Source organism: Ihuprevotella massiliensis (genome assembly GCA_900095835.1).
Classification (GTDB): Bacteria; Bacteroidota; Bacteroidia; order Bacteroidales; family Bacteroidaceae; genus Alloprevotella; species Alloprevotella massiliensis.
The window spans coordinates 2656077-2681137 of the sequence record LT608321.1; the positions used below are offsets into that span (position 1 = coordinate 2656077).

Annotated in this window: 23 protein-coding genes and 1 pseudogene; 14 read left to right on the forward strand and 10 right to left on the reverse strand. The window is 47.8% G+C overall.

Annotated elements, in window-relative coordinates:
* Positions 1-6: 6 nt before the first annotated feature.
* A complete protein-coding gene (locus BQ2633_RS10680) occupies positions 7-999 on the reverse strand; it encodes a DMT family transporter (protein WP_346048640.1) in 993 nt (330 codons plus the stop codon).
* An 85-nt stretch (positions 1000-1084) separates the two neighbouring features.
* On the opposite strand from BQ2633_RS10680, the gene BQ2633_RS10685 reads away from it, so the two are divergent.
* Together BQ2633_RS10685 and BQ2633_RS10690 are read left to right on the forward strand one after the other, a co-directional pair.
* On the forward strand, positions 1085-2008 hold the full coding sequence (locus tag BQ2633_RS10685) for a tRNA dihydrouridine synthase (RefSeq protein WP_075567006.1): 924 nt from the start codon (positions 1085-1087) through the stop codon (positions 2006-2008).
* A 126-nt stretch (positions 2009-2134) separates the two neighbouring features.
* The gene (locus BQ2633_RS10690; protein ID WP_075567008.1) at positions 2135-3307 is read left to right on the forward strand and encodes an FprA family A-type flavoprotein; all 1173 of its coding nucleotides are present in this window, start codon (positions 2135-2137) and stop codon (positions 3305-3307) included.
* Positions 3308-3455: 148 nt separating this feature from the next.
* Here BQ2633_RS10690 and BQ2633_RS10695 read toward each other — a convergent pair whose 3' ends face one another.
* From BQ2633_RS10695 to BQ2633_RS10710, 4 genes are all read right to left on the reverse strand, one after another.
* Positions 3456-4724: an endonuclease/exonuclease/phosphatase family protein gene (locus tag BQ2633_RS10695; protein ID WP_141700205.1), complete on the reverse strand. Its 1269-nt coding sequence runs from the start codon at positions 4722-4724 to the stop codon at positions 3456-3458.
* Between the two features lie 25 nt (positions 4725-4749).
* On the reverse strand, positions 4750-5223 hold the full coding sequence (gene rlmH / locus BQ2633_RS10700; RefSeq protein WP_009436357.1) for a 23S rRNA (pseudouridine(1915)-N(3))-methyltransferase RlmH: 474 nt from the start codon (positions 5221-5223) through the stop codon (positions 4750-4752).
* 190 nt (positions 5224-5413) lie between these two features.
* Positions 5414-6244, reverse strand: coding sequence for a zinc ribbon domain-containing protein (locus BQ2633_RS10705; RefSeq protein ID WP_075567012.1), 831 nt, complete (start codon positions 6242-6244; stop codon positions 5414-5416).
* A 166-nt stretch (positions 6245-6410) separates the two neighbouring features.
* Positions 6411-7196 (reverse strand): Nif3-like dinuclear metal center hexameric protein, encoded by a 786-nt coding sequence (locus tag BQ2633_RS10710; RefSeq protein ID WP_075567014.1) that lies wholly within the window; start codon positions 7194-7196, stop codon positions 6411-6413.
* A gap of 130 nt (positions 7197-7326) precedes the next feature.
* On the opposite strand from BQ2633_RS10710, the gene BQ2633_RS10715 reads away from it, so the two are divergent.
* From BQ2633_RS10715 to BQ2633_RS10740, 6 genes are all read left to right on the forward strand, one after another.
* Positions 7327-8100, forward strand: a complete 774-nt coding sequence (locus tag BQ2633_RS10715) for an AMP nucleosidase (RefSeq protein WP_075567016.1) — start codon at positions 7327-7329, stop codon at positions 8098-8100.
* Positions 8101-8404: 304 nt separating this feature from the next.
* Positions 8405-9430, forward strand: a complete 1026-nt coding sequence (gene holA / locus BQ2633_RS10720) for a DNA polymerase III subunit delta (protein WP_075567017.1) — start codon at positions 8405-8407, stop codon at positions 9428-9430.
* Between the two features lie 1939 nt (positions 9431-11369).
* A complete protein-coding gene (locus BQ2633_RS10725; RefSeq protein ID WP_075567019.1) occupies positions 11370-11900 on the forward strand; it encodes a helix-turn-helix domain-containing protein in 531 nt (176 codons plus the stop codon).
* A gap of 572 nt (positions 11901-12472) precedes the next feature.
* Positions 12473-12937, forward strand: coding sequence for a type I restriction enzyme HsdR N-terminal domain-containing protein (locus BQ2633_RS10730; RefSeq protein ID WP_075567020.1), 465 nt, complete (start codon positions 12473-12475; stop codon positions 12935-12937).
* A gap of 178 nt (positions 12938-13115) precedes the next feature.
* The gene (locus BQ2633_RS10735; protein ID WP_075567022.1) at positions 13116-13685 is read left to right on the forward strand and encodes a GNAT family N-acetyltransferase; all 570 of its coding nucleotides are present in this window, start codon (positions 13116-13118) and stop codon (positions 13683-13685) included.
* 14 nt (positions 13686-13699) lie between these two features.
* Complete coding sequence (locus BQ2633_RS10740; protein ID WP_075567024.1) at positions 13700-14218, forward strand: nitroreductase family protein; 519 nt, start codon at positions 13700-13702, stop codon at positions 14216-14218.
* Positions 14219-14385: 167 nt separating this feature from the next.
* Here the strand turns inward: BQ2633_RS10740 and mutY are convergent, their stop codons facing one another.
* Both mutY and BQ2633_RS10750 read right to left on the reverse strand, forming a co-directional pair.
* Positions 14386-15606: an A/G-specific adenine glycosylase gene (mutY, locus tag BQ2633_RS10745; RefSeq protein WP_075567027.1), complete on the reverse strand. Its 1221-nt coding sequence runs from the start codon at positions 15604-15606 to the stop codon at positions 14386-14388.
* Between the two features lie 152 nt (positions 15607-15758).
* A complete protein-coding gene (locus tag BQ2633_RS10750) occupies positions 15759-16298 on the reverse strand; it encodes an LOG family protein (protein ID WP_075567388.1) in 540 nt (179 codons plus the stop codon).
* Positions 16299-16775: 477 nt separating this feature from the next.
* On the opposite strand from BQ2633_RS10750, the gene BQ2633_RS10760 reads away from it, so the two are divergent.
* From BQ2633_RS10760 to BQ2633_RS10780, 5 genes are all read left to right on the forward strand, one after another.
* Positions 16776-17174: a hypothetical protein gene (locus tag BQ2633_RS10760; protein WP_075567031.1), complete on the forward strand. Its 399-nt coding sequence runs from the start codon at positions 16776-16778 to the stop codon at positions 17172-17174.
* 177 nt (positions 17175-17351) lie between these two features.
* A complete protein-coding gene (locus tag BQ2633_RS10765; protein ID WP_075567033.1) occupies positions 17352-18422 on the forward strand; it encodes an alpha/beta hydrolase in 1071 nt (356 codons plus the stop codon).
* Positions 18423-18446: 24 nt separating this feature from the next.
* Positions 18447-19031 carry a uracil-DNA glycosylase family protein gene (locus tag BQ2633_RS10770; protein WP_075567035.1) on the forward strand — a complete coding sequence of 195 codons (585 nt, stop codon included), beginning with the start codon at positions 18447-18449 and terminating at the stop codon, positions 19029-19031.
* Positions 19032-19315: 284 nt separating this feature from the next.
* Complete coding sequence (locus BQ2633_RS10775; RefSeq protein ID WP_075567389.1) at positions 19316-19864, forward strand: glutathione peroxidase; 549 nt, start codon at positions 19316-19318, stop codon at positions 19862-19864.
* Between the two features lie 282 nt (positions 19865-20146).
* Positions 20147-20596 carry a MarR family winged helix-turn-helix transcriptional regulator gene (locus BQ2633_RS10780; protein ID WP_075567391.1) on the forward strand — a complete coding sequence of 150 codons (450 nt, stop codon included), beginning with the start codon at positions 20147-20149 and terminating at the stop codon, positions 20594-20596.
* A gap of 948 nt (positions 20597-21544) precedes the next feature.
* Here the strand turns inward: BQ2633_RS10780 and BQ2633_RS10790 are convergent.
* Positions 21545-22057: an alkaline phosphatase family protein gene (locus BQ2633_RS10790; protein ID WP_075567038.1), complete on the reverse strand. Its 513-nt coding sequence runs from the start codon at positions 22055-22057 to the stop codon at positions 21545-21547.
* A gap of 266 nt (positions 22058-22323) precedes the next feature.
* Complete coding sequence (locus tag BQ2633_RS10795; protein ID WP_075567039.1) at positions 22324-23070, reverse strand: class I SAM-dependent methyltransferase; 747 nt, start codon at positions 23068-23070, stop codon at positions 22324-22326.
* 310 nt (positions 23071-23380) lie between these two features.
* On the opposite strand from BQ2633_RS10795, the pseudogene BQ2633_RS10800 reads away from it, so the two are divergent.
* Positions 23381-23966, forward strand: a pseudogene (locus BQ2633_RS10800) (transposase).
* 158 nt (positions 23967-24124) lie between these two features.
* Here BQ2633_RS10800 and BQ2633_RS10805 read toward each other — a convergent pair.
* A partial coding sequence (locus BQ2633_RS10805) for a sulfatase-like hydrolase/transferase (protein WP_147629120.1) occupies positions 24125-25061 on the reverse strand: 937 nt, incomplete at its 5' end.

Here is a 25061-nt window from a genome sequence, read left to right on the forward strand (position 1 = left end):
GAGTTGCTAACCAATAAAGAACAAGGAAACACCCAGCACGCTGATGCAGGCTCCGATAATTTCTTGTAGGGTGATGCGCTGTCCAAAGATCCAGTGGGCAGGCGCAAGAATCAGTACGGGACTCAGCGACATAATGGTCATGCCAATTCCCACGGAGGTGTAGCGCGTGGCCATGAGTGAGAGCGACACTCCAACAAAGGGTCCGAAAACTACAGCGCAAGAGAGGATGCTCAAGCCTCGACCATCGCGAAGACTCCTGGTGAATTGATGCGTCTTACGCGCCAAAGCCAATAGGAAAGTGAACCCTACAAGACCTGCTACGCCGCGCATGAAAGTTGCGGCAAAAGGCAAGAGCATTTTGTAGGTGTCGAGTTGTTCAGACGACAGAGAGAGGGATTGTAAATTCAAATCGTAGTGATGAAGTCCTTTGGCAGATAGCACCAAGCCCAGTCCTTGTCCCACTCCAGCTCCCAGTCCGTAGAGCACTCCTCTCAAGGGCAGGCGCAGTTCCACCCGTTTTCTCTTCTGATGATCGGCAGCATCCTTGTCTGATTTGCCAAGAATCGAAAGGGCGATACCCAAGCTGGTGACGGTCATGCCCAAGATGCCGTTTGTGGTGATGGTTTGTCCCATGAAAATCCAGCCTGCTATGGCAGCCGTGGCAGGAGAAATCGTCATGAACAACTGAGCAAAGCGCGATCCTATGAGATGATAGGCATTGAACAAGCAGTAGTCACCAAATACATAGCCCACAAGTCCAGAGAGCAAGAGCCATATCCACGTGGTGGTAGAAGCAGGAGGGGGCAATGGGCTGCCTGTGAAAGCGAAGAGCAAGACCGCTATCATGGACATGCTCAGGATCATGCGCCACACATTGACCACACTAGCGCCCAAACGCTTTGTCGCCACCTCACTAAACAGCGCACTGGCAGTCCATAAGGTTGCCACGATGAGTGAGAGAGATTCGCCAAAATAAGGGATGGATGAGAGTACAGACATTGGTTTACGGAGATTTAGACTACAAAATTAGGTCATTTTTGTCGGACAAGAGGTGAATCTCAGAAGAAAGTTGTATTTTTGCCTTATGATTGCGCTGCATTTCGCTCCCTTGCAGGGATATACCGACGATGTTTACCGACGTTTACACCATCAGCTTGTAGGTGGGGTGGACTTCTACTATACTCCTTTCGTGCGCCTCGAGCATGGGGCTCCGCGCTCCAAAGATTTGCGCGACATTCTCCCTGCGCACAATGAAAATGTGCCTGTGGTGCCACAAATTATAGCTGCGGATCTGCAGGAATTTCGCACACTCACCGACCTCATTGTGGAGAATGGCTATCGTCGCATCGATCTCAACATGGGATGTCCCTTTCCGCTTCAAGCCAAACATGGACGTGGCTGCGGACTCTTGGCACAAACCGACGAAATAGCAGCGATGTTTGCAGAGATGAAACAGCACCCTGAGGTGCAATTTTCCATCAAACTCCGCCTTGGGTGGGACAGTCCCACTGTGGCACAGCAACTTTTGCCCCTCATCAACGAAGCTCCGCTCATGCAGGTGGCTTTGCATCCGCGCATCGGCACACAAGGCTACAAAGGAATGACCGATGTGGAGGCATTTGCTACCTTTGCTGCTGAGTGCAAGAAGCCGTTGATCTACAATGGCGATCTCACTTCACCAGAAGAGGTGTTGCAGATGCAGGAACGTTTTTCACAACTGGCGGGCATCATGGTCGGACGTGGTTTATTGGCACGTCCTTCGCTAGGTGCGGAACTTCGCGAACAGCGTGAATGGGCTAGACATGAGCGCATTGCGTTGCTCCATCGCTTGCACGATGCCCTCCATGCGCATTATGCGCGCATCATACCAGGAGAAGCACAACTACACCAAAAACTTCGCACTTTTTGGGACTATCTCGAACCTGAAATAGGACGGAAGCCCTTCAAGAGGGTGCACAAAGCGGGCAATCTCCGCAATTACCTTCGCGCGGTGGCTGAGATAGTTTAGCATATTCTAGGATAGGGCGATAGGGGGCTTTGAGCTGATTGCTACCCAGTCCATCCACATGCCGCACTTCCTCCTCCCTCTGATTCTAAGAAAGTATTTCTGTCATTCTATAAAATCTCAATTTATATGATTCCTTTTGTGTCAAACACCATTAAGTACATCGGTACTGATGATCGTGATCTCGACCTTTTCGAGAGTCAATATCGCACGCCAGAAGGTATGTGCTACAACAGTTATGTGATTCTCGATGAGAAAGTTTGCATCATGGACACCGTCGATGCACGTTGCGCTGAAGAGTGGAAGGTGAATCTCCAAGTGGCTCTTGAAGGTCGCACTCCTGACTACCTCGTGGTGCAGCACGTTGAGCCAGACCACGCTGGCGCCATTGCTGAAACGATGAACAAGTATCCCAACCTGAAAGTCGTGGCCAGTGCAAAGGCTTTGACGTTCATTGCTCAATTCAACGAAGGCCTTGACATGACCGACCGCACTATCACTGTGACCGACGGTAGCACGCTCGATCTTGGTGGTCGCAATCTCCACTTCATCACAGCTCCCATGGTGCATTGGCCCGAAGTAATCATGACCTATGATGATGGTGACAAAGCGTTCTTCTCTGCTGATGCTTTCGGTAAATTCGGCACCTATGATGCGCACCCCAACGATTGGGCGCAAGAAGCTCGTCGCTACTACTTCAACATCTGCGGTAAGTATGGCATGCAAGTGTCTAAGGTGCTCGAGAAAGCAGCACAATTTGACATTGAAGTGATTTGTTCTCTCCACGGCACGCTCCTTCGCAATGGCGAAATGGCTGAGGCACTCCGTCTCTATGGCCTTTGGTCTAAGTATGAACCTGAGAATCCTGAAGGCATTGTCATTGCTTATGCGAGCATTCACGGAGGTACCAAAGTGGCTGCTCGCCGTTTGGCTGAAGTGTTCCGCGAAAAGGGTGCTTCTGAAGTTGTGCTTCACGATCTCTGCCGTGGTTCTATCGACCATGCGCTTGCTGATGCTTTCCGTCTTGGCAAACTTGTGTTGGCTGCTTCTAGCTACGACTCAGAAGTGTTTCCTCCCATGCACCATTTCACCCACAAACTTCGTCTCAAAGGTTTCACCAAGCGTCGTGTTGCCATCATGGAAAATACCACTTGGGCTCCTACGGCTGCGAAGACCATCAAGGCTGAGTTGGCTAACTTCAAGAACCTCGAAGTGCTCGAAGATGTGGTTTCCATCAAGAGTGCTTTGAAGCAAGCTGATATTCCTGCTCTTGAGGCTCTCGCCGATGCTGTGATGGCATAATAGAGTTTAGACATTAGATGTTAGAATTTAGACGAGGAGAGAATATCGCTTTCCTTATTTGTCTAATTGTCTTTTGGATATAATAAAAAGCTCCCTCCCATCTCTTTACAGAAATGGGAGGGAGCTTTTTTTTGAGGAAATATGAAAGTCAATACCAAAAATCGGCAAATAGAGGAAGATGGTCGCTAATGCCACCATGATAGTAGGTGCCGAGGTAGGTGCGATAGGGATGAAGTTCGCCAGACTTGGAATATTCTAGCAGGAAGGCAGGAGCAAATATATGCACATCGTGGGAGGGACGTGTGAAAAATGGGATTTTCTTAGAGTTTTGTGAAGCGTTAATTGGCGAAGAAGGGGAGCAATCTTGAGAGATGAAGTTGTGAGAAACTAGAATCTGGTCGATGCGGCTCCACTGATGTCGGAAAAAGTAGGTGCCACTTACCGCGCTGTTGTCGAAGGAGTTGGGAGTGCGGTGGTGAACTGTTGTAGAGTCTTTCTCCAGAGTCTTTGGAGAGGATGTTCCGCCGCTCAAAGACTCTTCTTTGATACTAGGTTCTGGATAGGGCGTGGCGTGCGTGGTGAGGGCATAGAAATAAGGCGAAAGTACTCGAGCGATGGACGGATCGGAGGGTTCGTCGTTGAAATCACCTAGCGCTATGAGATGTGGACGAAGGCGTGTGCGTAGTAGGCTGTCGGCTGTGTGGGCAATAAGGTTGGCAGCTCGCTCACGATAGGGCGAGGAATGCTTAGCTCCTCCGAGTCGAGAGGGAAAGTGGGCAAGAAAAACATCGAGTGTGTCACCGCGCGGTGCGCGAAAAGTGGCATGAAGTATGTCGCGCGTGGGACGTTCGCAGAGAGTGTCGAATGGCACACGGAGAGATTGGTGCGCAATCAGCGACATCGTGACTGGTTGATAAAGAAGGGCAACATCGACACCGCGTTGGTCGCCACTGTGGGTGATGAGAAATTTGTAGCCTAAACGAGCTAAACGAGTGCGACGACAAAGATGATGAATCACAGAGTCGTTTTCTACTTCACAAAGTCCGATGAGATCTATCGGTTGTAGGTCGGCTGCTGCCACGAGCGTGCGAGCTATGGCACCTTGTTTGCGCCAATAGCGTGGAGAAGTCCATTTCCGTTCAGATAAAGGTTGGAATTCTTCGTCATGAAATCCTTCGTCGTGGAGCGTGTCAAAGAGATTCTCCACGTTCCAAGTGAGGATGCGAAGCCGTTTCAAGGAATGAGCATAGTTTCGATGCGGTTGCCATTGTTCGGCTGTGGGAGTTGAGGCAGAGTGGGGCGGAGTGCTCTGTGCGGCAAGCGGAAGAACGACAGACCATAACACAGTGCATAAGCAGATGAAGGCAGGCAAGAACCACTGCATCATAGAAGGGCGAGGAAAACAAGGGCATTTCATAGTATGGAAGTGGGAAAGCTGGAAGCTATTCGTGGTGATAGGGTTCACCGCGAAGGATAGTCATGGCGCGATAAATCTGTTCGGTAAGGAAGAGTCGCACCATTTGGTGTGAAAAGGTGAGCTTGGACAGCGAGAGTTTCTCCTTGGCAAGCGCGTAAATCTCAGATGAAAAACCATAGGGACCGCCAATAATCAGCACCATTCGTTTGGAGACTGACGACTGACGGCGGTGGAGATAGTCGGCAAACTCGATGGAGCGATATTCCTTGCCGCCTTCGTCCATGAGCACCACCCAGTCTCCTTCTTTCAAACTCTTGAGAATGAGTTGTCCTTCACGCTCTTTTTGTTGTGCTGTGCTGAGGGCTTTGGTATTTTTGAGCTCGGGAATCACTTCAAGTTCAAAGGGAATATAGTGTTTGATACGAGAAACATAGTCCGTGATCAAAGCATTTAGGTGGGCATCGACGGTGCGGCCGACAACGAGTAGGTGAAGTTTCAAGGGAATAGAGATTAGACGTTAGAGGGTCGCAGACCCTTTTATACAGAAGAGAATAGGAGGATTGAAAAAAACATCGCCCTCTTACCCAAATGGAGAGGGCAAAAGGGCGAAAGTTATAGCAATGAAAGATGTAGTACAGTTTATTTCTCAGATAGAAGAGAAGTGTGCATACATCCCCCAAGGGAGGAGTTTATCCTTCGGCTTCTTCGGTCTTCTTGCGACGAGAAACGCGGCGCTTTGGCTTTTCTTCGGGACGCTCAATCTTAACCCCTGCAAGTTCGGGGTCGATCATGATACGGCCGCAGTATTCGCACACGATAATCTTCTTGCGCATGCGGATGTCGAGCTGACGCTGAGGTGGAATCTTGTTGAAGCAACCACCGCAAGCGTCACGTTGCACGTAGACAATGCCGAGACCATTGCGTGAGCTTTGGCGGATACGCTTGAAAGCTGTGAGCAAACGAGGTTCGATAGTGGTCTCGATGGCCTTAGCTTTTTCGCGGAGCTTTTCTTCATCAGCCTTAGTGTCGGCTACGATTTCGTCAAGCTCAGCCTTCTTCTGATTCAAGTCTTGTTGGCGAGATTCAAGTGCCGCACGACCCTTCTCGAGATCGCCCGTCTTGAGGTTGATCAAACGCTCTGCATCGTTGATCTTCTTGCGAAGCAACTCGATTTCGAGGCTTTGGAATTCGATCTCCTTTGAGAGGTTGTCGTATTCGCGGTTGTTGCGCACGTCGTCAAGTTGGCTTTGGTAGCGCGTCATCATGGCTTGCGCTTCCTTAATGCTTTCTTGTTTGTGAGCAATGTCGCCCTTGATGTGTTCGATTTCCTCTTCATACTTGTGGAGACGGTGTGAGAGACCTTCGATTTCGTCCTCGAGGTCTTGCACTTCAAGGGGAAGCTCGCCACGGAGCGTCTTGATTTCGTCGATTTCAGAGAGCTTAGTCTGGAGAGAGTAGAGGTTTTTCAACTTCTGTTCTACAGACATGTCTGCGGAAGTGTTGTCTTTCTTTGTTGCCATTATGGTGGATATTTTATTGCGTTGTGGAAAGCGATGCTGTGAGATCGCGCAATTCTATTGATATGAATCGTACAATATCTATTTATCTGATGAGAGTCGATGCCGAAAAGCTTAAAGACTCCTTTTATATAAGCTAGGGCTGAGACGAATACTGGCGTTTCGCTACTTATAGATATTGTATGGGATTGGTATCAATCGTTGTCATCGCTGTGGGGAGCGTGGGGAAATGCTCCTGAAGAATGCGCTGTAGGAGGTCGATGGTGTAGCGTTCGCTCTGATAGTGTCCAAGCGCTGCGAGCCAAAGTTCATTTTCGTGGCCGAAATAGTAGTGATAACCGATTTCTCCCGTGAAGAAAAGGTCTGCTCCAACGGCTTGGGCACGACCAATTAAGAAGTCACCTGCACCGCCACAAAAGGCGATGCGTTGCACCATCTGCTGAGGACCACGAGAGAAGTGAAGATTTTCTACCTTAAACTCTTGCTTGAGGAGCTGGAGAAATTCCATAGCATCCATAGGTTGAGGCAGGTTGCCCACTAATCCGCTCCCAGCAGGTTGGTCGCCACGTCCTAGAGGTTCAAGGAAGTCTACGTCTTGCAGTCCGAGATGTTGGGCGATTTCATAATTGACGCCGCCCACAGCATTGTCAAGATTGGTGTGTGCGGCATAGATAGCTACATCGTTTTGGATGGCCTTTCGGAGAGTTCGCTCCACATAAGTGCTGTCGCTCACACATTTCACCCCCCGGAAGAGGAGAGGGTGGTGAGCCACGATGAGATTGTAGCCACAATCCACGGCTTCTTGTACCACGGCTTCAGTGACGTCAAGGCACAATAATGCCCCTGAACACTCACTCGCTGTTAATCCACACTGTAAGCCGGCGTTGTCGTAGCCTTCTTGCAGGGGCAGCGGAGCGAAATTTTCAAGGGCTGCTGCGATTTGTTTGATCTGCATAGCGCATTGCTTTGGCGGTCAATAGGAAGTGACCGCAGATATTTTCCGCAAAGTTACGATTTTCTTCGCAGGTGAACAACTCGTTCACAAATAATTTTGTAACTTTGCCCCTAAACAACAACGGAATAATATGACGAAAGAAGAAATTTGTGGCAACTGGCTGCAAAGATATACCAAAGTTCAACTCGAAGAGTTTGGCGATCTCATTCTTCTCACGAACTTCAACAATTATGTGGACATGTTTTGTGAGCAGATGAACGTGACTGCCGTGGGCTTTGATGCGAATATGCGTGCCGCAACAGCAGAGGGTATCACCATGATCAACTTTGGCATGGGGTCGCCCAACGCGGCTCTCATCATGGATTTGCTCTCAAGCGTGAAACCTCGTGCCGTGCTCTTCCTGGGTAAGACGGGAGGACTCTCCCACAAAACTCAGTTGGGCGACTACATTCTTCCCCTTGCCGGTATTCGCGGAGAGGGTACAAGTAATGACTATTTCCCACCTGAGGTGCCTGCACTCCCTGCTTTTATGTTGCAACGCGCCATCTCTACTGCGCTCCGTGATGCTTCTTTGGACTATTGGACGGGAACGGTCTATACGACGAACCGCCGTGTGTGGGAGCATGACGAGGAATTCAAGGCTTATCTTCGTAAGACGCGCGCCATGGCTATCGACATGGAGACCGCCACTCTGTTCTCTTGTGGATTCTATAACCACATTCCTACGGGTGCTTTGCTCTTGGTGAGCGATAACCCTATGGAACCTGAAGGCGTGAAGACCGAAAAGTCGGACAATCATGTGACGCGTAATTTTGCCGAAACGCATGTGCAATTGGGCATCGCCGCCTTGCGCTTGTTGCAAGGTGACCGAAAGACGGTGCGCCACTTGAAGTTTGACTGGTAATCTCTCCTATATCATAGTGTAAGGCGCATGCGGTTTTCGCTGCGCCTTCTTTAATTTAGAGCTTGACCATGTTTTGTTTATGGCTTGCTCATTTTAGTTTATAGCAGGATCATGTTAGATTGTGCCTGACATATATTAGTTTGTTACTTGCTCATATAATATATAGCTAGATTATATTAGTTGGTAGCCAGCTAGCTTGTAATAGTTTGTGACCTGCTTATAGGAATTCTCTTGCTACAACTCTGCTATATTCCCTTAGGATGTAGCAGAGTGCAGACTGTGTTCTCCTACACCTATATATAATATGGCGAAAAAAAATCCTACTGGTGCGACACACGAGACGATTGTTGCCGATGTGCGCGCTGGAAACATTGCGCCTGTCTACTATCTCATGGGCGATGAAAGTTATTACATAGACCATGTGGCAGACTTTCTCCTTGATAATCTCCTCCGTCCTGAGGAGCGCGACTTTAATCTCATCACGCTTTTTGGTGCCGAAACCGACTCTACTGCTGTGGTGCAAGCTGCTATGGGCTTCCCCATGGGAGCAGAGCGCATGGTGGTCATGGTGAAAGAAGCGCAAAATCTCAAAGACCTTGCTCCACTTGAGGCTTACCTCAAACAACCGCAGCCTACTTCTGTGCTCATTCTTTGCCATAAGAATGGGGCGCTCGACCGACGTAAGAGCGTGGTTAAACTATTGGAAAAACATGGTGTCCTGATGGAGAGCGCAAAGCTCCGCGATTATCAATTGGCTACTTGGGTGAAAAATTATGTGCAACGCAAGAAAGCCACCATTGAACCCCAAGCCGCTGAGATGCTTGCCGACTTTGTTGGGGCTGATCTCAGTCGTCTGTCTGGAGAAATCGATAAGTTGCTCCTCTCCGCTAAGTTATCTACCATCACGCTTGGGCTAGTTCAAGAGCATATTGGAGTGAGTAAGGAGTTCAATATTTTTGAACTACTGGACGCCTTGGGCAAAAAAGACGTCGTAAAAGTGAATAGAATCGCGAATTACTTCGACAAAAATTCGAAGAAAAACCCGATTCAGATGGTACTTCCGGCTTTGTTTCGCTTCTTTTCTCAGTTGATGATCGCCTACTATACGCCAGGTTCCAAAACTCCACGCGAGGTGGCGGCTTGGGTGGGGGTGAGTGACTGGCAAGCTGAGCGTAATATCCTCCCTGCAATGCGCCTTTATTCGGGACGAAAGGTTATGGATATTATCGGACAAATCCGCCGCACGGACGCCAGAAGTAAGGGTGTCGATAATCCTGCTATTGAATCCGGTGATCTGATGAAGGAGTTGCTCTTCTTCATCCTCCATTGATGCCTATATCCCTTCCTGGATGCTTTCGAGGATGGACGTGATTTTGTGTCATCTCTCCCATCTTTTTTCTAGCCCTTCTTAAGAAAACTCATTACGTGTTTGTCTTTCCGATACTAACGTTGAAAGAGCCATAAGACTTCTCCCCACTATCTTTGAGATGGTGGGGAGAAGTCTTTCTTGTTGGGCTCAGGTTTGAGAATAAGTAAAGGACTTTTACCGCTTGCTCATAGTTGTTTTTTCGAGAGAGTAGTAGAGTGTATTGTAACTCTGCTAGAATGCTTGAGTTTTCTTGTTCTTTCCTGGTTTGGGGTGCGTGTAGTCGTCTATTGGCTAGGAGCGTTGCAGACTTCTGTTGGAGAGGAAAACTGAGCATACTGATAAATTAGCGCTTATATAGGAGATAGTGGGAAGGAGTAGGGAAGGGGGAGATGCGTTTGGGGGTGTTGGGGAAGAGTAACTAGGAAAGTGCATAATGGGGTCTTCGATGCCTAAAAATGGAAGATTGATTTTTTGCGAGTCCTCTTGTAGTGCTGCTCTAGAATCTCTCCTTTTCTTCGCTTATTGACGTAAAGAAGGAGAAGACAGTGGTGGCTGATTCGGACGAAAATCTGAGTGAGTAGGGCAAATGGCGCTGAAATCTTCCAAACTAGCGGAAAACAAGCCCCAGATGGGCTTTATATAGACTGAAAACGACGTTTAGAAGACCGAAAAGCCTTGATATTTGGCTGAAAAACACGTCATTTTACGCTAGAATGCTTCTTGTTGTTTATGCTGTAGATGTACGTAATCTACTGTTTTATAGTAGGATATGTGGAATTTAATGCGCTGAGAATCTCGTAAAATCCAAGAACTTGAAATAGGGATGGGAAGAGCGCAAAATTCTCTCAAAAGCTCATTTTGTACTAATCGGCGATTTAGAGTTAGCCTTTCTTAGTATTCTGTTTTGTAGTTGCTTGATTTAGTTGTGTAGATATATTGTTGTAATGTGTAAATCTAAACATATAGAAAGGAGCATTGTTGATATTTGTTGATTCGTTGTTGGATTTATGTTTGTGTATGATATTTCTGAATCTAGAATTCTAAATCCATGAATATGCACTTTATTTTGTTGTTGGTTATATATATGAAAACCAGTGAGATATATGTTGTTTGTTTGCGCGTCTTGTAGAAAATTAGGTGGTTTCAGGTGTATAATGCGCTAGATGTGGCTATAAAATATAGATGTATATTGTTATGTCGCTGAAAGTCAGTTGAAAGTGTTAGATTATATCCTTTATAATCTAGTGTGATAAAGGAGGTGTGTAGAGAGAAATATGTAAATGTAGTGAGGAGTGTAGGAAATCGAAATTTAGATATATGGATTTGTGTTTTGAAATATCTTGTTGTTTTGGTTTTGAAATTCGTATTTAGAAAGTTGTTGGTCTGAGAATTTATCGTTACCTTTGTAGTGGCTAAGAAAAAGCTCGAATGAGACGTGTGGAGCTCTCCCTCGGTGCTCCCCTTACTCTCCAACATCCAAGTTGACCTCTTAATAGGGGTAAGATTTTGTTGTGCGTAAAGTTGCGAAAGTGTCGTAAGAAATCATTTTGGATTACTGCGTTTCTTGTTGACAATGCTGCATGCAATGCTGTATATTCTGAGTAGCTCTTTTGCACTACAGAGAGCTTCTATTGTATACCCGTGCGATTGTGAGGAAAAATAGGAGTGTGCTTGCGACTACCCCGAGGTGTTGTTATTACGATGACTGAAGGTGGGCACTTCTCTCTCTTGTTTCACTCTGACTGTCGACGGATAGCATTGGAACATGCTAAACTTTAATTCGAGTTTTCATATTTCCGCGATAAATCATCGCAGTTTTTAGCCATTAATCACGCATCAATATATAGTCATCTGCGGAGACGCTAACCGACCTTTGAGGACTTTTTTTTCGACTACCACAATGCAAGAAAGAATACGTCAAATTATGGACCATTATGGTCTGAGCCAACAAAACTTTGCTGCGCAGTTGGGCGTTGCCCCTGCCACTATTTCTAGTATATTTACGGGACGCACCAACCCGACCAATAAGCATGTGCAGGCAATTCATAAGGCGTTTCCTGAAATTGATACCAATTGGCTCATGTTTGGTGAGGGAGAGATGATGATTTCCCTCGATAGAACAAGTGCTGAAAATGGTATAGATGGAGAGAGTAATCCGCTAAGTGTAGGTGAATCTTCGGAGACTTCCCTATTTGGCGAGGAACTATCAGGATCCAACCCGAGCACAGCTATGGGGGGTACGGTACAAAATACCGGAACAATAGCGGGAAATGCCCGCGGATTACGAAGAGACGGAGGTATTTTGTCCCAGCAATATGCCGGTATCTTGGAAACCGCGAATTTAATGGACAAAAAGCCACGTAAAATTAAGGAGATTCGTGTATTTTATGACGATGGAACGTTTGAGGTTTTCTCACCTTCTAGCAAATAAGTCTGTCATTTGGTAAGAAACTAAGCGATTTTGGAAGTGATGGATGAGTTTCTGCCGGAAAAGAAGGGCACTTCATTTGATATAACCGAAAGAATTGGAGAGAAATGCGTATCTTTGTGGTAGCACCAACCGTGTATCGAGCGAAGTTGTTGCCTATCTATAGCACAACTTTAGGAATAGATTTAGGTTAATTCTATAGTTCTATTGGGAGCTCGTCTGTAATTTGCGTCCTGTGCTCCACGTTTTTTCCTAGCTAGTTGTTGATTCGAGTTCGCATAGCGCGGTATCTTCCTACATTCTATGGATAGTATTGCCGCTAAACTCGCAGATTCGAGTTCGCATAGCGCGGTATCTTCCTACATTCTTTGGCTAGTATTGCCGCTCAACTCGCAGATTCGAGTTCGCATAGCGCGGTATCTTCCTGCATTCCTTGGCTAGTATTGCCACTCCACTCGTAGACTAGAGGCGATTGATCGTAAAGGTATTATTCGTTTCTCTCCTGTTTTTGAAATATCTCGCTGAGGTATCCCCCACTTCCTACACTCCTTATTATATTATTATATAGCGTCCTGATGATTCCATTTCCACCATTAAACCTCCCCACTCCTGCCTTGCGCTTGCGGAAGACAGCTGATGGTCGTCCGCAAGTCTATGACGAATTGCGCAAACGCTTTGTCACACTGACAGCAGAAGAATGGGTGCGCCAGCATTTTGTGGCTTTTTTAGTGGCAGAACGTGGATATCCACAAGGACTTCTTGCAAATGAGGTTGGAGTCAATGTGGGGGGTGTGTCCAGACGTTGTGACACCGTGCTTTATGCTCGTGAGGGTGGAGTGCCGCGTCTGATAGTGGAGTATAAAGCTCCGCAGGTCACCATCACCGAGTCTGTATTCACCCAGGTGCAAAGCTACAATAGCGTGCTTCGCGCTGATTATCTCATCGTGAGCAACGGCATACAGCATTTCTGTTGTCGTATAGACTATGCCATGCATCGCGTACTGTTCCTCCCAGAAATCCCACGTTACGAAGATTTGTAAGGGGGTATTCTCTCGTATATTAAGACGTCCCATATCAAACTCTGTAGGCTGCACTCTAATCTTTGTTGTTACACTGTATACTTATCATCGGTATACAGTCTAATTATAGCAGATATTAGCATCACCACCAATAGGTGCACTATATAATATAGGAGTGTTTCCTCTTAAATGTCCGAATATGTCCACAGAAAGTCCCATCTTCCGCCCTGCCACTCCAGAGGATGCCCATTTCATAGCCCACTATGTCTTGGCTGCCCTGCACTTTATTGAGTTGGAAACGCCCCTTAGTCCCCAACAACAGCAGATGGTCGAAGCACTTGTTCCCGTGGTGCAGCAAAAAGGTATGCTTTATAGCTATCTGCATGCCGAAATCGCGCAGTTCAACGACCAACCTATTGCCCTGCTACTCCGATATGAGGGACAAAACTTCCGCGAGTATCGTGAGCGCACCTTTGCGCAACTGCCATTTTATACGGCAGAAGAACTTGCGGCAATGGACGACGAAACGAAAGCAGGCGAACTCTACATCGACTCCCTCGCTGTGCACCCCACCTATCGCGGGCGCGGCATCGCCCAAAGTCTTTTGTCGCGTGCTGTAGGACGTGCGAAAGAGCTGCAATTATCGGCAACTCTCTTGGTCGATCCCGATAATCCTAAAGCAAGAGCCTTGTATGAGCGTTGCGGCTTTCGTGGCGATGGCAGGGTAAATGCCTTCGGAGTGAACTATCATCGTATGGTGCATCAATAAATGTATTGAAAATTATGAGTAACTTCCTTTCTCTTTGCAACACTCGCGCATCGGTGCGCGACTATCTTCCCACCCTTCCCACTGCCGAAGCCATAGCGCACATCAAAGAAGCCGTTCGCCTAGCGCCTTCTGCGTGCAATAAGCAGCCTTGGCGGTTCTTTTATGTAACCAATCCCGAGATATTGGCACGACTCTGCCAAACCTATCCTCGTCCATGGCTTGCCACTGCTCCAGCTCTCTTTGTTGCTGTGAAGAATGTGGCAGAAAATTGGGTGCGCCCTGCCGACAATCACGCCCATGGCGACATCGATTTGGCCATCGCAGTGGAGCATTTGTGCTTGGCTGCCGCAGAAGAAGGACTAGGCACTTGTTGGATTTGCAATTTCGACATCGAAGCCTGTGCTGCAGTCTTGGAATTATCTGAAGAATGGCAGCCAGTGGCGATGACGCCCATCGGATATCCTGGTGAGAAACATCAAGATGCAGGTCGCAAGCGCAAACCAGCGGATGAGGTCTTTGTAGATTTGGGGTGAATGAGCGCACACCCTAGTCGGGAATAAAGAAACGGAGCATTTCCAGCGAATATAGCTTGGAAATGCTCCGTTTTGGGGAATGTAACCTTCCGAAGAAGGAGAAATAAGCAGGGAAGTGCGAATCAATCAGGCAGATTGTGTGAGAAGCTGCTGCCATATTCACCGTATTATTGCTGCTGGGAGGAATCTTTCGGGGAATCCGTCAGAGAAAATCGCTCCAAAATCAGGTGCACTAGTTTAGGAAATGCATAATTCTCACGCTCCGTCCACGCGATGCGGATGAAATCGCCTTTATCTTCGGGGTGCGTGTCAAACGCCTTAGAAAAATCGCCCCACAACGCATAACCGTCCGCGTGGAGTTTGCGATGCGTCAGTTGGTGGGTCAGTCCAGTCACCACCGGTTGCAGCGTGGATTGTTCTGAGAGGAAAGGGTGTAGTGCGGGATGTTGCAACAACTCTTCTGCAGAGGGAGGAGCCGGAAATTCCAGCAAAAGCGGTTCGTAAAGCCCTTGCCAGATGTCCCCTTTGCCGCGGCGGTGAATCCACGTATGACAATCTGTTTCAGCCATTGGACTTTTCATAGACAACTTGCCGGTGGCAGTGTCCGATGAGGGAGGGAAATGGGTGGATCCTCCTTGCTGCTTTGTCCGATGTCCCTCCATTAACCAAATGTAGACGAAGTAGCGATGCGAGATAGCCACCTTTTTGGCCTTGATGGGCAAAGATTCCACGTTGCCTTCTGCGAGGGCAGCGCAGTCCTCGTTCAAAGGGCAGAGTAGACATTGCGGAGTGCGAGGTGTGCATTGCAAAGCCCCAAAGTCCATAATCGCCTGATTGTAGTCTGCAGCTCGTTGTGCAACGATGAGTTCTTGGGCAAGGGCTGCAAAAGTCTTTTTGCCTGCTGTGCTGTCGATGGGAGTGTCGATGCCAAAAAATCGCGAGAGCACGCGATAAACATTGCCATCAACAACAGCCGTTGGGAGATCGTAGGCAAAAGAACAGATAGCTGCTGCCGTGTAGTCGCCCACCCCTTTCAGGTTTCTCACACCTTCATAGTCTGTCGGAAAGCCACCTTGCTCCACAATCTGCTGAGCGGCGGCATGAAGATTTCGCGCGCGCGAATAATAGCCCAAACCTTCCCACTGGCGCATCACCTCATCTTGTGGTGCTTCTGCAAGTGTTTCCACCGTAGGAAAGCGTTGGATGAAGCGCAGATAGTAGTCATATCCCTGTGCCACGCGAGTTTGTTGGAGAATAATCTCAGAAATCCAAATGCGATAAGGGTCGCGCGTGCTGCGCCATGGCAGTTCGCGCCCAAACTCATCATACCAAGCGAGGAGGCGTTGCGAGAAAGGGTGCGGAGAAGTCGTCTTTTCGTGTTCTGTCACCGTTGTTAGTTGTAGTTTTTGTGCGAGAGAGGTTATTGCCCCTTCGGGGGCTTCTAGTTGAAATCTACTACGAGCAAGCGAGCCCAGGGCGAACAGTAAGCCCTGCCGTCAGAGGGCATAAGGAGTGTATTCCGTCGAGTGATAAGGTGCCATCAAAGCGATTGACAAAGTTCCTCGAGCGCTTCTGTAGATTCTACCACGTGGACTTTGTTGCGCACGGAGAGGTGCACCAAATTCGTCTCCACCATTTGGTCGAGCATTGCCACGAGCGTGTCCCAACATCCGTCCACATTGTAAAGCACAAGGTGTTTTCGAGTGCCGTCGATGGTGATTTCTGCCAAAAGCGTGAAGATTTCGTCGAGAGTGCCCACACCACCGGGGAGCGCAATCATGAGATCACTGCGTTCAATCAGGATTGTTTTGCGATCTGTTAGGCCAGCCGTACGAATTTCTACATCGAGCGTATCGCTCACCACGTTGCGATCCACCACAAATTGCGGAACGATGCCAAAAATTCTGGCTCCAGCTTGTTTGGCACTCTGAGCGAGCACTTCCATCATGCCGATGCCCGATCCGCCATAAATGAGGGTTCGTCCAGATTGTCCGATCCATCGTCCCACTTCTTCTGTGGCTTGGCGATAGGATGTAGGCACATTGTCGTGTGAAGAAAGGAAAACTCCAATATATTGCATGTCGATTATGTGTGAGAAATTGTAGGTTTGCGTGCTCAGACTTGAAATGCCCTTCAAAATGTTTGAAAATCAGACCACCATCATTGGGCCTATTCTTATAAATATCGTAAGTCAGCCTGAGCAACTACAAAAAACAGAGGGGCAATCGAGGGATAGCATGTCCGAATTTCGCGAAACCATAAAGCAAAGATACGAAGAAATCTGTGGACTCTGCTGTGTCCAGTTGGAATTCTCCATTAGAAAAGTAGTGATTAAGGGGTAATGGCGTGAGGTTTTGGGAATTTTAATACTAAATATGCGTATAGAGTGTAGAAAAGTACCTACCTTTGCCCACAAACAACACAACAATTATCCGTTTTCTCCCTGCCCACTAGCACAACTCTCTGTGAGTGATAACGCCTTTCACCGAGAAAGGTGGTCGTTATTACTAGGGAGCAGAGTTAGAACATTACACAAATCTCAATACAATTACTTACAATGAAAAAAGTTCTCTTTTTCGCTGTAGCTTGCCTCTCATTGATGGCTTGCGGCAACAAGGCTCAATCTGAGCAAAATGCTGACACTCTCTCTGCACAAACTGCTGACTCTCTCGTATTCGAAGGTCAATTCCCTAACGCTGATGGCGGTGAAATGTCTGTAAAGCTCGCTCTCGCTCAAGACAGCACCATGGGTTTCACCCTCTGCGAAGACACTACAGTGTCTAAGGGTCAGTATGCTGAGGTAGCTTCTGGCGACAAGAAGGGTTATAAGCTCACTATTTCTGAAAATGACGTACGTTTCTTCGCTATCAACGGCGACAGCGTTCTCTCTGCATCTGCTGACTCTACTCTCGCACCTGCAGCTTCTGGCTTGAAGTACGACCTCAAGCGCAAGTAATTCTTGCCGACCGCATTCCTAGCCTCTCACCACATTTCTTGACGATGATGCGGCATGATTGTGCCCATCTACGTTGTTACTGTTTGTGATAGGTGAATCCTCTTCTCCCTCTCTTGAAAACACTTTTCAGGAGAGGGAGAAGCTTTATTGTTTCTCTGAGAAAGTTTCGAAGCTGACATGAACCATTCCAACTCATTTCTTACATCTTCTACACCTCCACGGCCGAATGCTTCGCTCAAAAAGCGATTGTGGCGATGGGTTGTGGCGATTCTCCTCTTAGTTTTAGCGTCTTTGTGGGGCATCGGTGAGTTTATGTTGACCACCGCTTTGCATCCCACTCCCAGTGTTTACAGAGATTCTATCGCCACTATCGAAAGAATGTGTCGCAATTATCCGCACATTCAGCCGTGGTATGATAGTTTGCAGGCACATCACGCCCTGCACGACACCACGATTATCGCGGCCGATGGAGAGAAACTCCATGGTTATTACATTCGTGCAGCGATGCCCACAAAGCGAGTGGCTGTATTGGTGCATGGTTATCAAGATGCGGCTTTGCGAATGCTCCATATTGCTTATCTCTATCATCACGATTTGGGCGCAAATGTGTTGATGCCCGATTTGCGTTATCATGGAAAAACGGCTGGTGAAAGCATCGGTATGGGATGGAACGACCGATTAGACGTGCGACAATGGGTGTGGACCGCTTCGAATATTTTTGCAAACGTGCTGCAGAAAGACACGTCCGCGCAAGTTGCTGCGAAGGAATCGTCGCGAAACACGATGATAAATGCTCCCCATCTCGTGGTGCACGGCATCTCCATGGGAGCCGCCACAACAATGATGCTTAGTGGAGCAGACAGTCTTCCTCCAATTTGTGCCTATGTCGAAGATTGTGGCTACACCTCTGTGTGGGACATCTTTTCAAGTGAGCTGAAAAAGCGCTATCATCTGCCAGTCTTTCCCGTGATGCACGTCACTAGCGCGCTGAGCAAATGGCACTACGGGTGGTCGTTTCGCGAAGCTGATGCAGAAGAGGCGGTGCGTCGCTGTCGTCAACCGATGCTTTTTATCCACGGTGATCAAGATAAATTTGTGCCCACAGCAATGGTCTATCGTGTGTATGCTGCCAAACCGCAACCGAAGTCGCTTTGGATTGCACCGCAAGCGGAGCACGCAGCGAGTTATCTCAAACATCGCAACAAATACACGCAGCGTGTGGCTGATTTTCTCGCTCCTTATTGGTAACTTCTCCTTTTTTTTGCAATAACGATGTCCGAACTCCCCATCGAAACACACCCTCTCCAACCTTTTCTTCCCGAAAATGCAAAGTGGCTCTTCTTAGGTAGCTTTCCTCCTCCGCAAGTGCGCTGGAGTATGCTCTTCTTTTACCCCAATTTCATCAATGATTTTTGGCGCATCATGGGATATCTATTTTTCGACGACCGTGAGCATTTTGTGGTAAAGGGCGAAAAGCGCTTTAATCAAGCTGCCATTGAAGCCTTCGCTTGCGACAAAGGTTTTGCATTCTACGACACCGCTACGAAAGTGAGGCGTCTGAAGGGCAATGCCTCCGACGCTTTTTTAGAGATTGTGGAGCCCACCGACATAGCCTCCCTTCTTGCCGCCATGCCCTCCTGCAATAATATCATTACTACTGGTGGTTTGGCAGGCGAAACGTTGTGTCGCACACTGGGAGTGGAGCATTTGCCCAAGATTGGCGAATCTGTGCTTTGTCCTCAGGCACAGCACAGTTTGGGGCGCGACATCATCTTTTGGCGCATGCCGAGTAGCTCGCGTGCCTATCCCTTGAAGTTGGAGAAAAAAGCCGAGTTCTACGCGCGACTCTTTACGTGATATGCTTAAAAAACACGGGCTTTTATCTTTGCCAATCCCAAAAAGTGTAAAACAACTGCGATATTTTTTCGACTATCGCTTGCGACAGATGGGGAAAATCGTATCTTTGCAGTACAAACATTCCGAGTGTGCTCTCAGAACAAGCCATCTCTCGGACATAGACTATAACAATATCCATTCAACACAACGACATGGTAGCCATTCCCTCTCCTAGTCTTCCAGCACAGAACACGATGGAACGTACATTTCTCTGGGATGACCAGCGTCAAAACAAGCAAAAAACTATGGCAACAGTATATGATTTCAAGTTGACCGACAAGAAAGGTCAAGAAGTAAGCCTTGAAGAGTACAAAGGAAAGGTTTTGCTCATCGTGAACTCAGCCACGGAATGCGGTTTCACGCCCCAATATGACGAACTTGAAGCGCTCTATCGCGCCCACAAAGCTCAAGGTCTTGAGATTCTCGACGTGCCTTGCAACCAATTTGGAGGTCAAGCTCCTGGCAGCGATGCTGAAATCAGCGAATTCTGCTCTTTGAAGTTTGGTGTAGACTTCCCACAATTCAGCAAGGCTGAGGTGAATGGCGAGAATGAACTTCCCCTCTACACTTGGCTCAAGTCTGAACAACCCTTCAAGGGCTTTGACAAAGACCACAAACTTACACCCATCCTCGAAGGTCTTCTGGACAAAAATATTCCTGGCTGGCGTGAATCTAGCGATGTGAAGTGGAATTTCACCAAATTCCTCGTTGATCGCGAAGGAAAGGTTGTGGCACGCTTCGAGCCCACACACGACATTAAGGACATTGAGAAGCAGATTGAAAAACTCTTCTAATTCACTGTCCGCCAATATACTCCATAAGACCGGCACGGAACACAGATTTTCCGTGTCGGCTTCTTCCGTTTCAATGCCTCCCGCTCCTGAGGTTTAGCCTAGGGCTTGCGCAAAGCGGTAAATCACCCACGCTGAGCCTAGGTAAAATCGTCCTTTTTCGTATTCGACAACCTGAGAAATGACGCAGCAATAGCCCGTTCCTTACCTCATTGTGCCCAGAGAGAGGTGGAATTTCAGCAGTTGCAATACGGAATCCCCTACATTAGTTTGAAAGCTACACTCATGAATTACGATAAACTCAAACTTGACAACCAGCTCTGCTTCCGACTTTATGCGGCAAGTCGCTTGATCACGCAGGCATATCGCCCACACCTCGACAAGTTGGGCGTGACTTATCCCCAATACCTCGTTTTGATGGTGCTTTGGGAAACGGATTCCTTGCCCGTAAACGACATAGCCAAGAAGTTAGCTTTGGAAACCAACACGGTAACTCCCTTGATTCAGCGCATGGAGCGCGAAGGCATCGTAACGCGCACCAAAGGAAAGGTGGATACTCGCCAGACAATTGTGGCACTCACGGAGCATGGCCACGCACTCCGCGAGCAATCGGTGAACATCCCCAACTGTATGCTCGAACTCCTGTGCAACAATGGAGTGCAAGAGCAGTCTATCTCTGAAATCCTCCCCTTGCTCGACGAGCTTATCGTGAGTTTGAAGAAGAAGGTGGAGTAGGCCACTGGGCAACAACTGCAATTACAAGTAGTGTAAGCTGCACAAACGGGCTTGTATAAGGTGCTAGCACCTCAAACACGAGCTTCATTGTGCCCTGAACACTGCTGAATGTCAATCAAATTGAAGGCAGAGTTTTCTTATATCTAGGAGAAAACTCTGCCTTTTTGGTGTTTTATGACAAGCGTCAACGAGAGTGTAGATAAGAATGTCTGACTGTCGAGAAAAAATCTCCGACATTTCTCAGAAAATCTCCCACGTTTTTGGAAAAAAGTCCAACGTTTTTCGGAAAATCTCCGACGTTTTTTCCGAAACCTCCGACGTTTTGGGGAGATACTCTGAGAGATGGTTTCTTTTATGGGAGATTTACTCGTTGAAACGTCGTTGTAAAGGCTTAAAAATGAGTTGATAATGTGGTGAAGTGAGAGAGATTTGAGGTTGTGTTTTGCGACAACGGAAATTCTTCTTATGAGAAAGGGAAAAGAACAGCAAAAGAGAGCATAGATAATTTGAGGGAACTGCCCAAATGCAGTGGGAGGTGATGCGAAAAACACGCTTTGCAAGGTAAAAATACCTGCGAGTAGTCCACGAGTTCTTCTTATTTGGGTGGAGAGAGTTTTCTAAATTTACTGCTGAAACATCAGATAGGATGAAATAACCCCCAATCGGTTATTAGACCGTCAAAGTGTTAGTGATAGTGGAAAAGATTACTTCCTGTCATCTTTCTTTTTCTTGTTGGCTTCTTGTTCCTCGTTTGTTCTCGACGTAGCGCGCTACGCCATCGAGCAAACGAGGAACAAACTGCTCAATAATCAAATAAAATCTGTTCAGAATCTAATGACCGATTTGGAATAAAAAATCGGTGGAACACTAGGATTTCTAGCGTTCCACCGATGAGTTTCTCCTCCAGCCAGTGGGAAGGGATGAGAAAGAAGAGTGGGGCTACTCAGATTATCGTTGAGGAGCTTCCAATTCCTTCTTAAGTTGTGCGTTGAGTTGTTGCACCACCTTCTGATGCTTGTCAGCTACATTGTTGGTTTCATCTTGGGCGCTTCGCATGTTGTAGAGCTGTGCACCGGCAGAGAAGCCCGTTTCGATGTGTGGTCCCCAGGGCACCATGGCAGGACCTGTCATGGGAACGATGTATTTCCACTGAGGAGTGCGGATAGACACCGAACGATTATAGGCCATGGAAAGCACGTAGTTGCGAGATTTGTTGGATTGTCCAAGCCAGGTGCGGTGCTGATCGCGGCTGTCCACTGCCAGGGTGTCTGAGAGTTGCTCTCCTACCACGGCGGCGAGCGAGCGCACAGCATCGATTTGACTCACCAAAGCTCGGCTTGTTTTGCCTTGAGGCACTTTTCCCGCGGGCCAACTTACGATGAATGGAACGGCACTTCCGGCTTCAAAAGCGCTGTACTTCCCCCCGCGCCAGTGCCCTGAAGGACGGTGGTCGCCTGCCAACTCCTCTGCTTGGTCTGCATAGCCGTCCTCTAATAAGCTAGCGGGGTTAGTTTATCTAGTTATTCTAGTCAGACTTGTCAGACAAGTCTGACTAGATTTACTAGAATTTCTAGTTATTAGCTCAATAAACCGCACACGTTCATTAGCAGATACGGTCACACTTGTCATTGACAAGTAACAAGTTAACGAATTAACAAGATTGGTGGAGCAGCCATCTTTTCACCTTTTCACCCTTTCAATTTTTCACCTTTAAAGGGCACGGCTACTTAACCTCTACTTTTCCTAAACGTGATTCCATAAAACCGATTATTCCAGAATAGCTCTGTTCGCTTTTCTTCTGCCTGTGGTGGGACACATTGCTCCATTTCGTGCAAATCGACCGTCTTACCTTCAAAATACGACTTTGAGAAAATACTTTTTTTGTACTGCGATTCCACAAAGTCGGCCGTTTCGTCGGCAACAAGAATCTTACTCCCAGGTTTCGCAACCCTCAGCATTTCGTTCATTGCACGGGCCTTATCGTTAAAGAAGTTGATGGCTCCGTTGTGGAAAACAAGGTCGAAAGTATTGTCGGCAAAAGGCAGCTGTTCGGCAGGACATTGCACAAGCGTTAAGTTTGTTTTCTTCTGCCACTTCTTTTTGCACCGCCTAAGCATGCCCAACGAAATGTCGGCACCCACCAACTCCAACGTTTTAAGGTCGACACCCTGCGGCAGATGGTTCAAGTCGGCCCCTGTACCAATAGAGACATAGAGCACGGAGATGTTGTTTCGCCACTCCAAACGGCTCATCAGCTCGGTGCGCATCTGTTCGAGCCCTCGGCCAAATTTAAGCCGTCCTATCCATTTCTCTCCAAAATCGTAGACGTAAGACATCCAATCGTACATCTTCATGTATTTATGGTTGTCTCCACCAACGAAGTCGTTATCCATGTACAAGAAGATACCACCCTCTTGTTCCAAGCTTTCTGCTTTTATCTCAGGTTTCAACCATGTTGATATATTTGCTGCCATAATGATGATGTGCTGTTATGTTATACACGTTTCTCTTTTAATGGATCGGTGCAACAGGCCAAAGAACCGTCGTAATGGTTCTCTCGCCTTATAAATAATACCTTTCCCTGAGACCACATTGCACACACAAGCGCGTGGTGATGTGGTTTTGGGAAACATTATCACTGCCATGCAAAGGTAAAAAGAAAAACGACAACAAGCAAGTTCTTACGCCAGTTCGGGATAAAAAGTGCCCTGAAAAGTTGGTAATCTCGCTATTATTTTGTAACTTTATAGTTGTAAATCAATAACTTACAAAACACATGTAGCGATGATTACCACAGACAAAGTTACAGAAATATTTTGTATATTGGATGAGTTCTGCAAGAATTTAGATGCCGAGTTAACTAAAAAACTACATATCGCCCCCATAGACGAGGGGTATAAGCGTATGCGAAAACGCAAAAGGCAGATGTCCAAGAGCGAAATCATGACCGTCCTGTTGTGCTATCATTTTGGCTCTTTCCGCAAACGTGGACGACAGGGACCCTAGGGTGTGGAGAGTCTTCACCAAGGTGCTCTACGGCAAAGTATTTGCCGATAAGGGCTACATCAAGCAAGAATTCTTTGAGAACCTCTTCAACCAAGGCATCCACCTAGTTCATGGACTCAAATCAAACATGAAAAACAAGCTTATGCCCTTGTGGGACAAAATGATGCTGCGCAAGCGATATATAATAGAATGCATCAACGAACTGCTCAAGACCAAGGCCAACCTTGTCCATTCACACTATCGCTCCGTACATAACTTTCTCATGAATCTCTGTGCGGCATTAGCAGCATATTGTTTCTTCGAGAATAAGCCCGAGACCCTTCCCGTGCGCATTGAAAAGAGTAGGCAATTGGAACTTTTCTAAGCAAACCCTTATACCGAACTGGCGTAAAATCTGTTCAGAATCTAATGACCGATTTGGGAAAAAAAATCGGTGGAACACTAGGATTTCTAGCGTTCCACCGATGAGTTTCTCCTCCAGCCAGTGGGAAGGGATGAGAAAGAAGAGTGGGGCTACTCAGATTATCGTTGAGGAGCTTCCAATTCCTTCTTAAGTTGTGCGTTGAGTTGTTGCACCACCTTCTGATGCTTGTCAGCTACATTGTCGGTTTCACCTTGGGCGCTTCGCATGTTGTAGAGCTGCGCACCGGCAGAGAAGCCCGTTTCGATGTGTGGTCCCCAGGGCACCATGGCAGGACCTGTCATGGGAACGATGTATTTCCACTGAGGAGTGCGGATAGACACCGAACGATTATACGCCATGGAAAGCACGTAGTTGCGAGATTTGTTGGAGAGTCCAAGCCAAGTGCGGTGCTGATCGCGGCTGTCCACTGCCAGGGTGTCTGAGAGTTGCTCTCCTACCACGGCGGCGAGCGAGCGCACAGCATCGATTTGACTCACCAAAGCTCGGCTTGTTTTGCCTTGAGGCACTTTTCCCGCGGGCCAACTTACGATGAATGGAACGGCACTTCCGGCTTCAAAAGCGCTGTACTTCCCACCGCGCCAGTGCCCTGAAGGACGGTGGTCGCCTGCCAACTCCTCTGCTTGGTCTGCATAGCCGTCATCTAAGACAGGACCATTGTCGCTAGTGAGGATAATGAGCGTGTTGTCGGCGATACCCATGCGCTGGAGCGCTGCGGTGATTTGACCTACGGTCCAGTCGAGTTGAAGAATGGCGTCGCCTCTCGAACCCATGGGGCTCTTTCCTGCGAAGCGTGCGTGTGGCCATCGTGGCACATGGACGTCGTTGGTGCAAAGATACATGAAGAAGGGCAGACTTGCTTCACTGCGTCTTGTGTGGTCGCACTCACCCTTGCGGCAGTGCGAGGCGTTTTGCGCCATGTCTACACGCTCTTCTATCCAGTTGATGGCATAAGCAGCGATGGAGTCGGCGATGTTCTCGTCTTTCCACAGAGCCTTTCCGCCTCCTTTCATATAGCCAATGCGAGAAATGCCATTG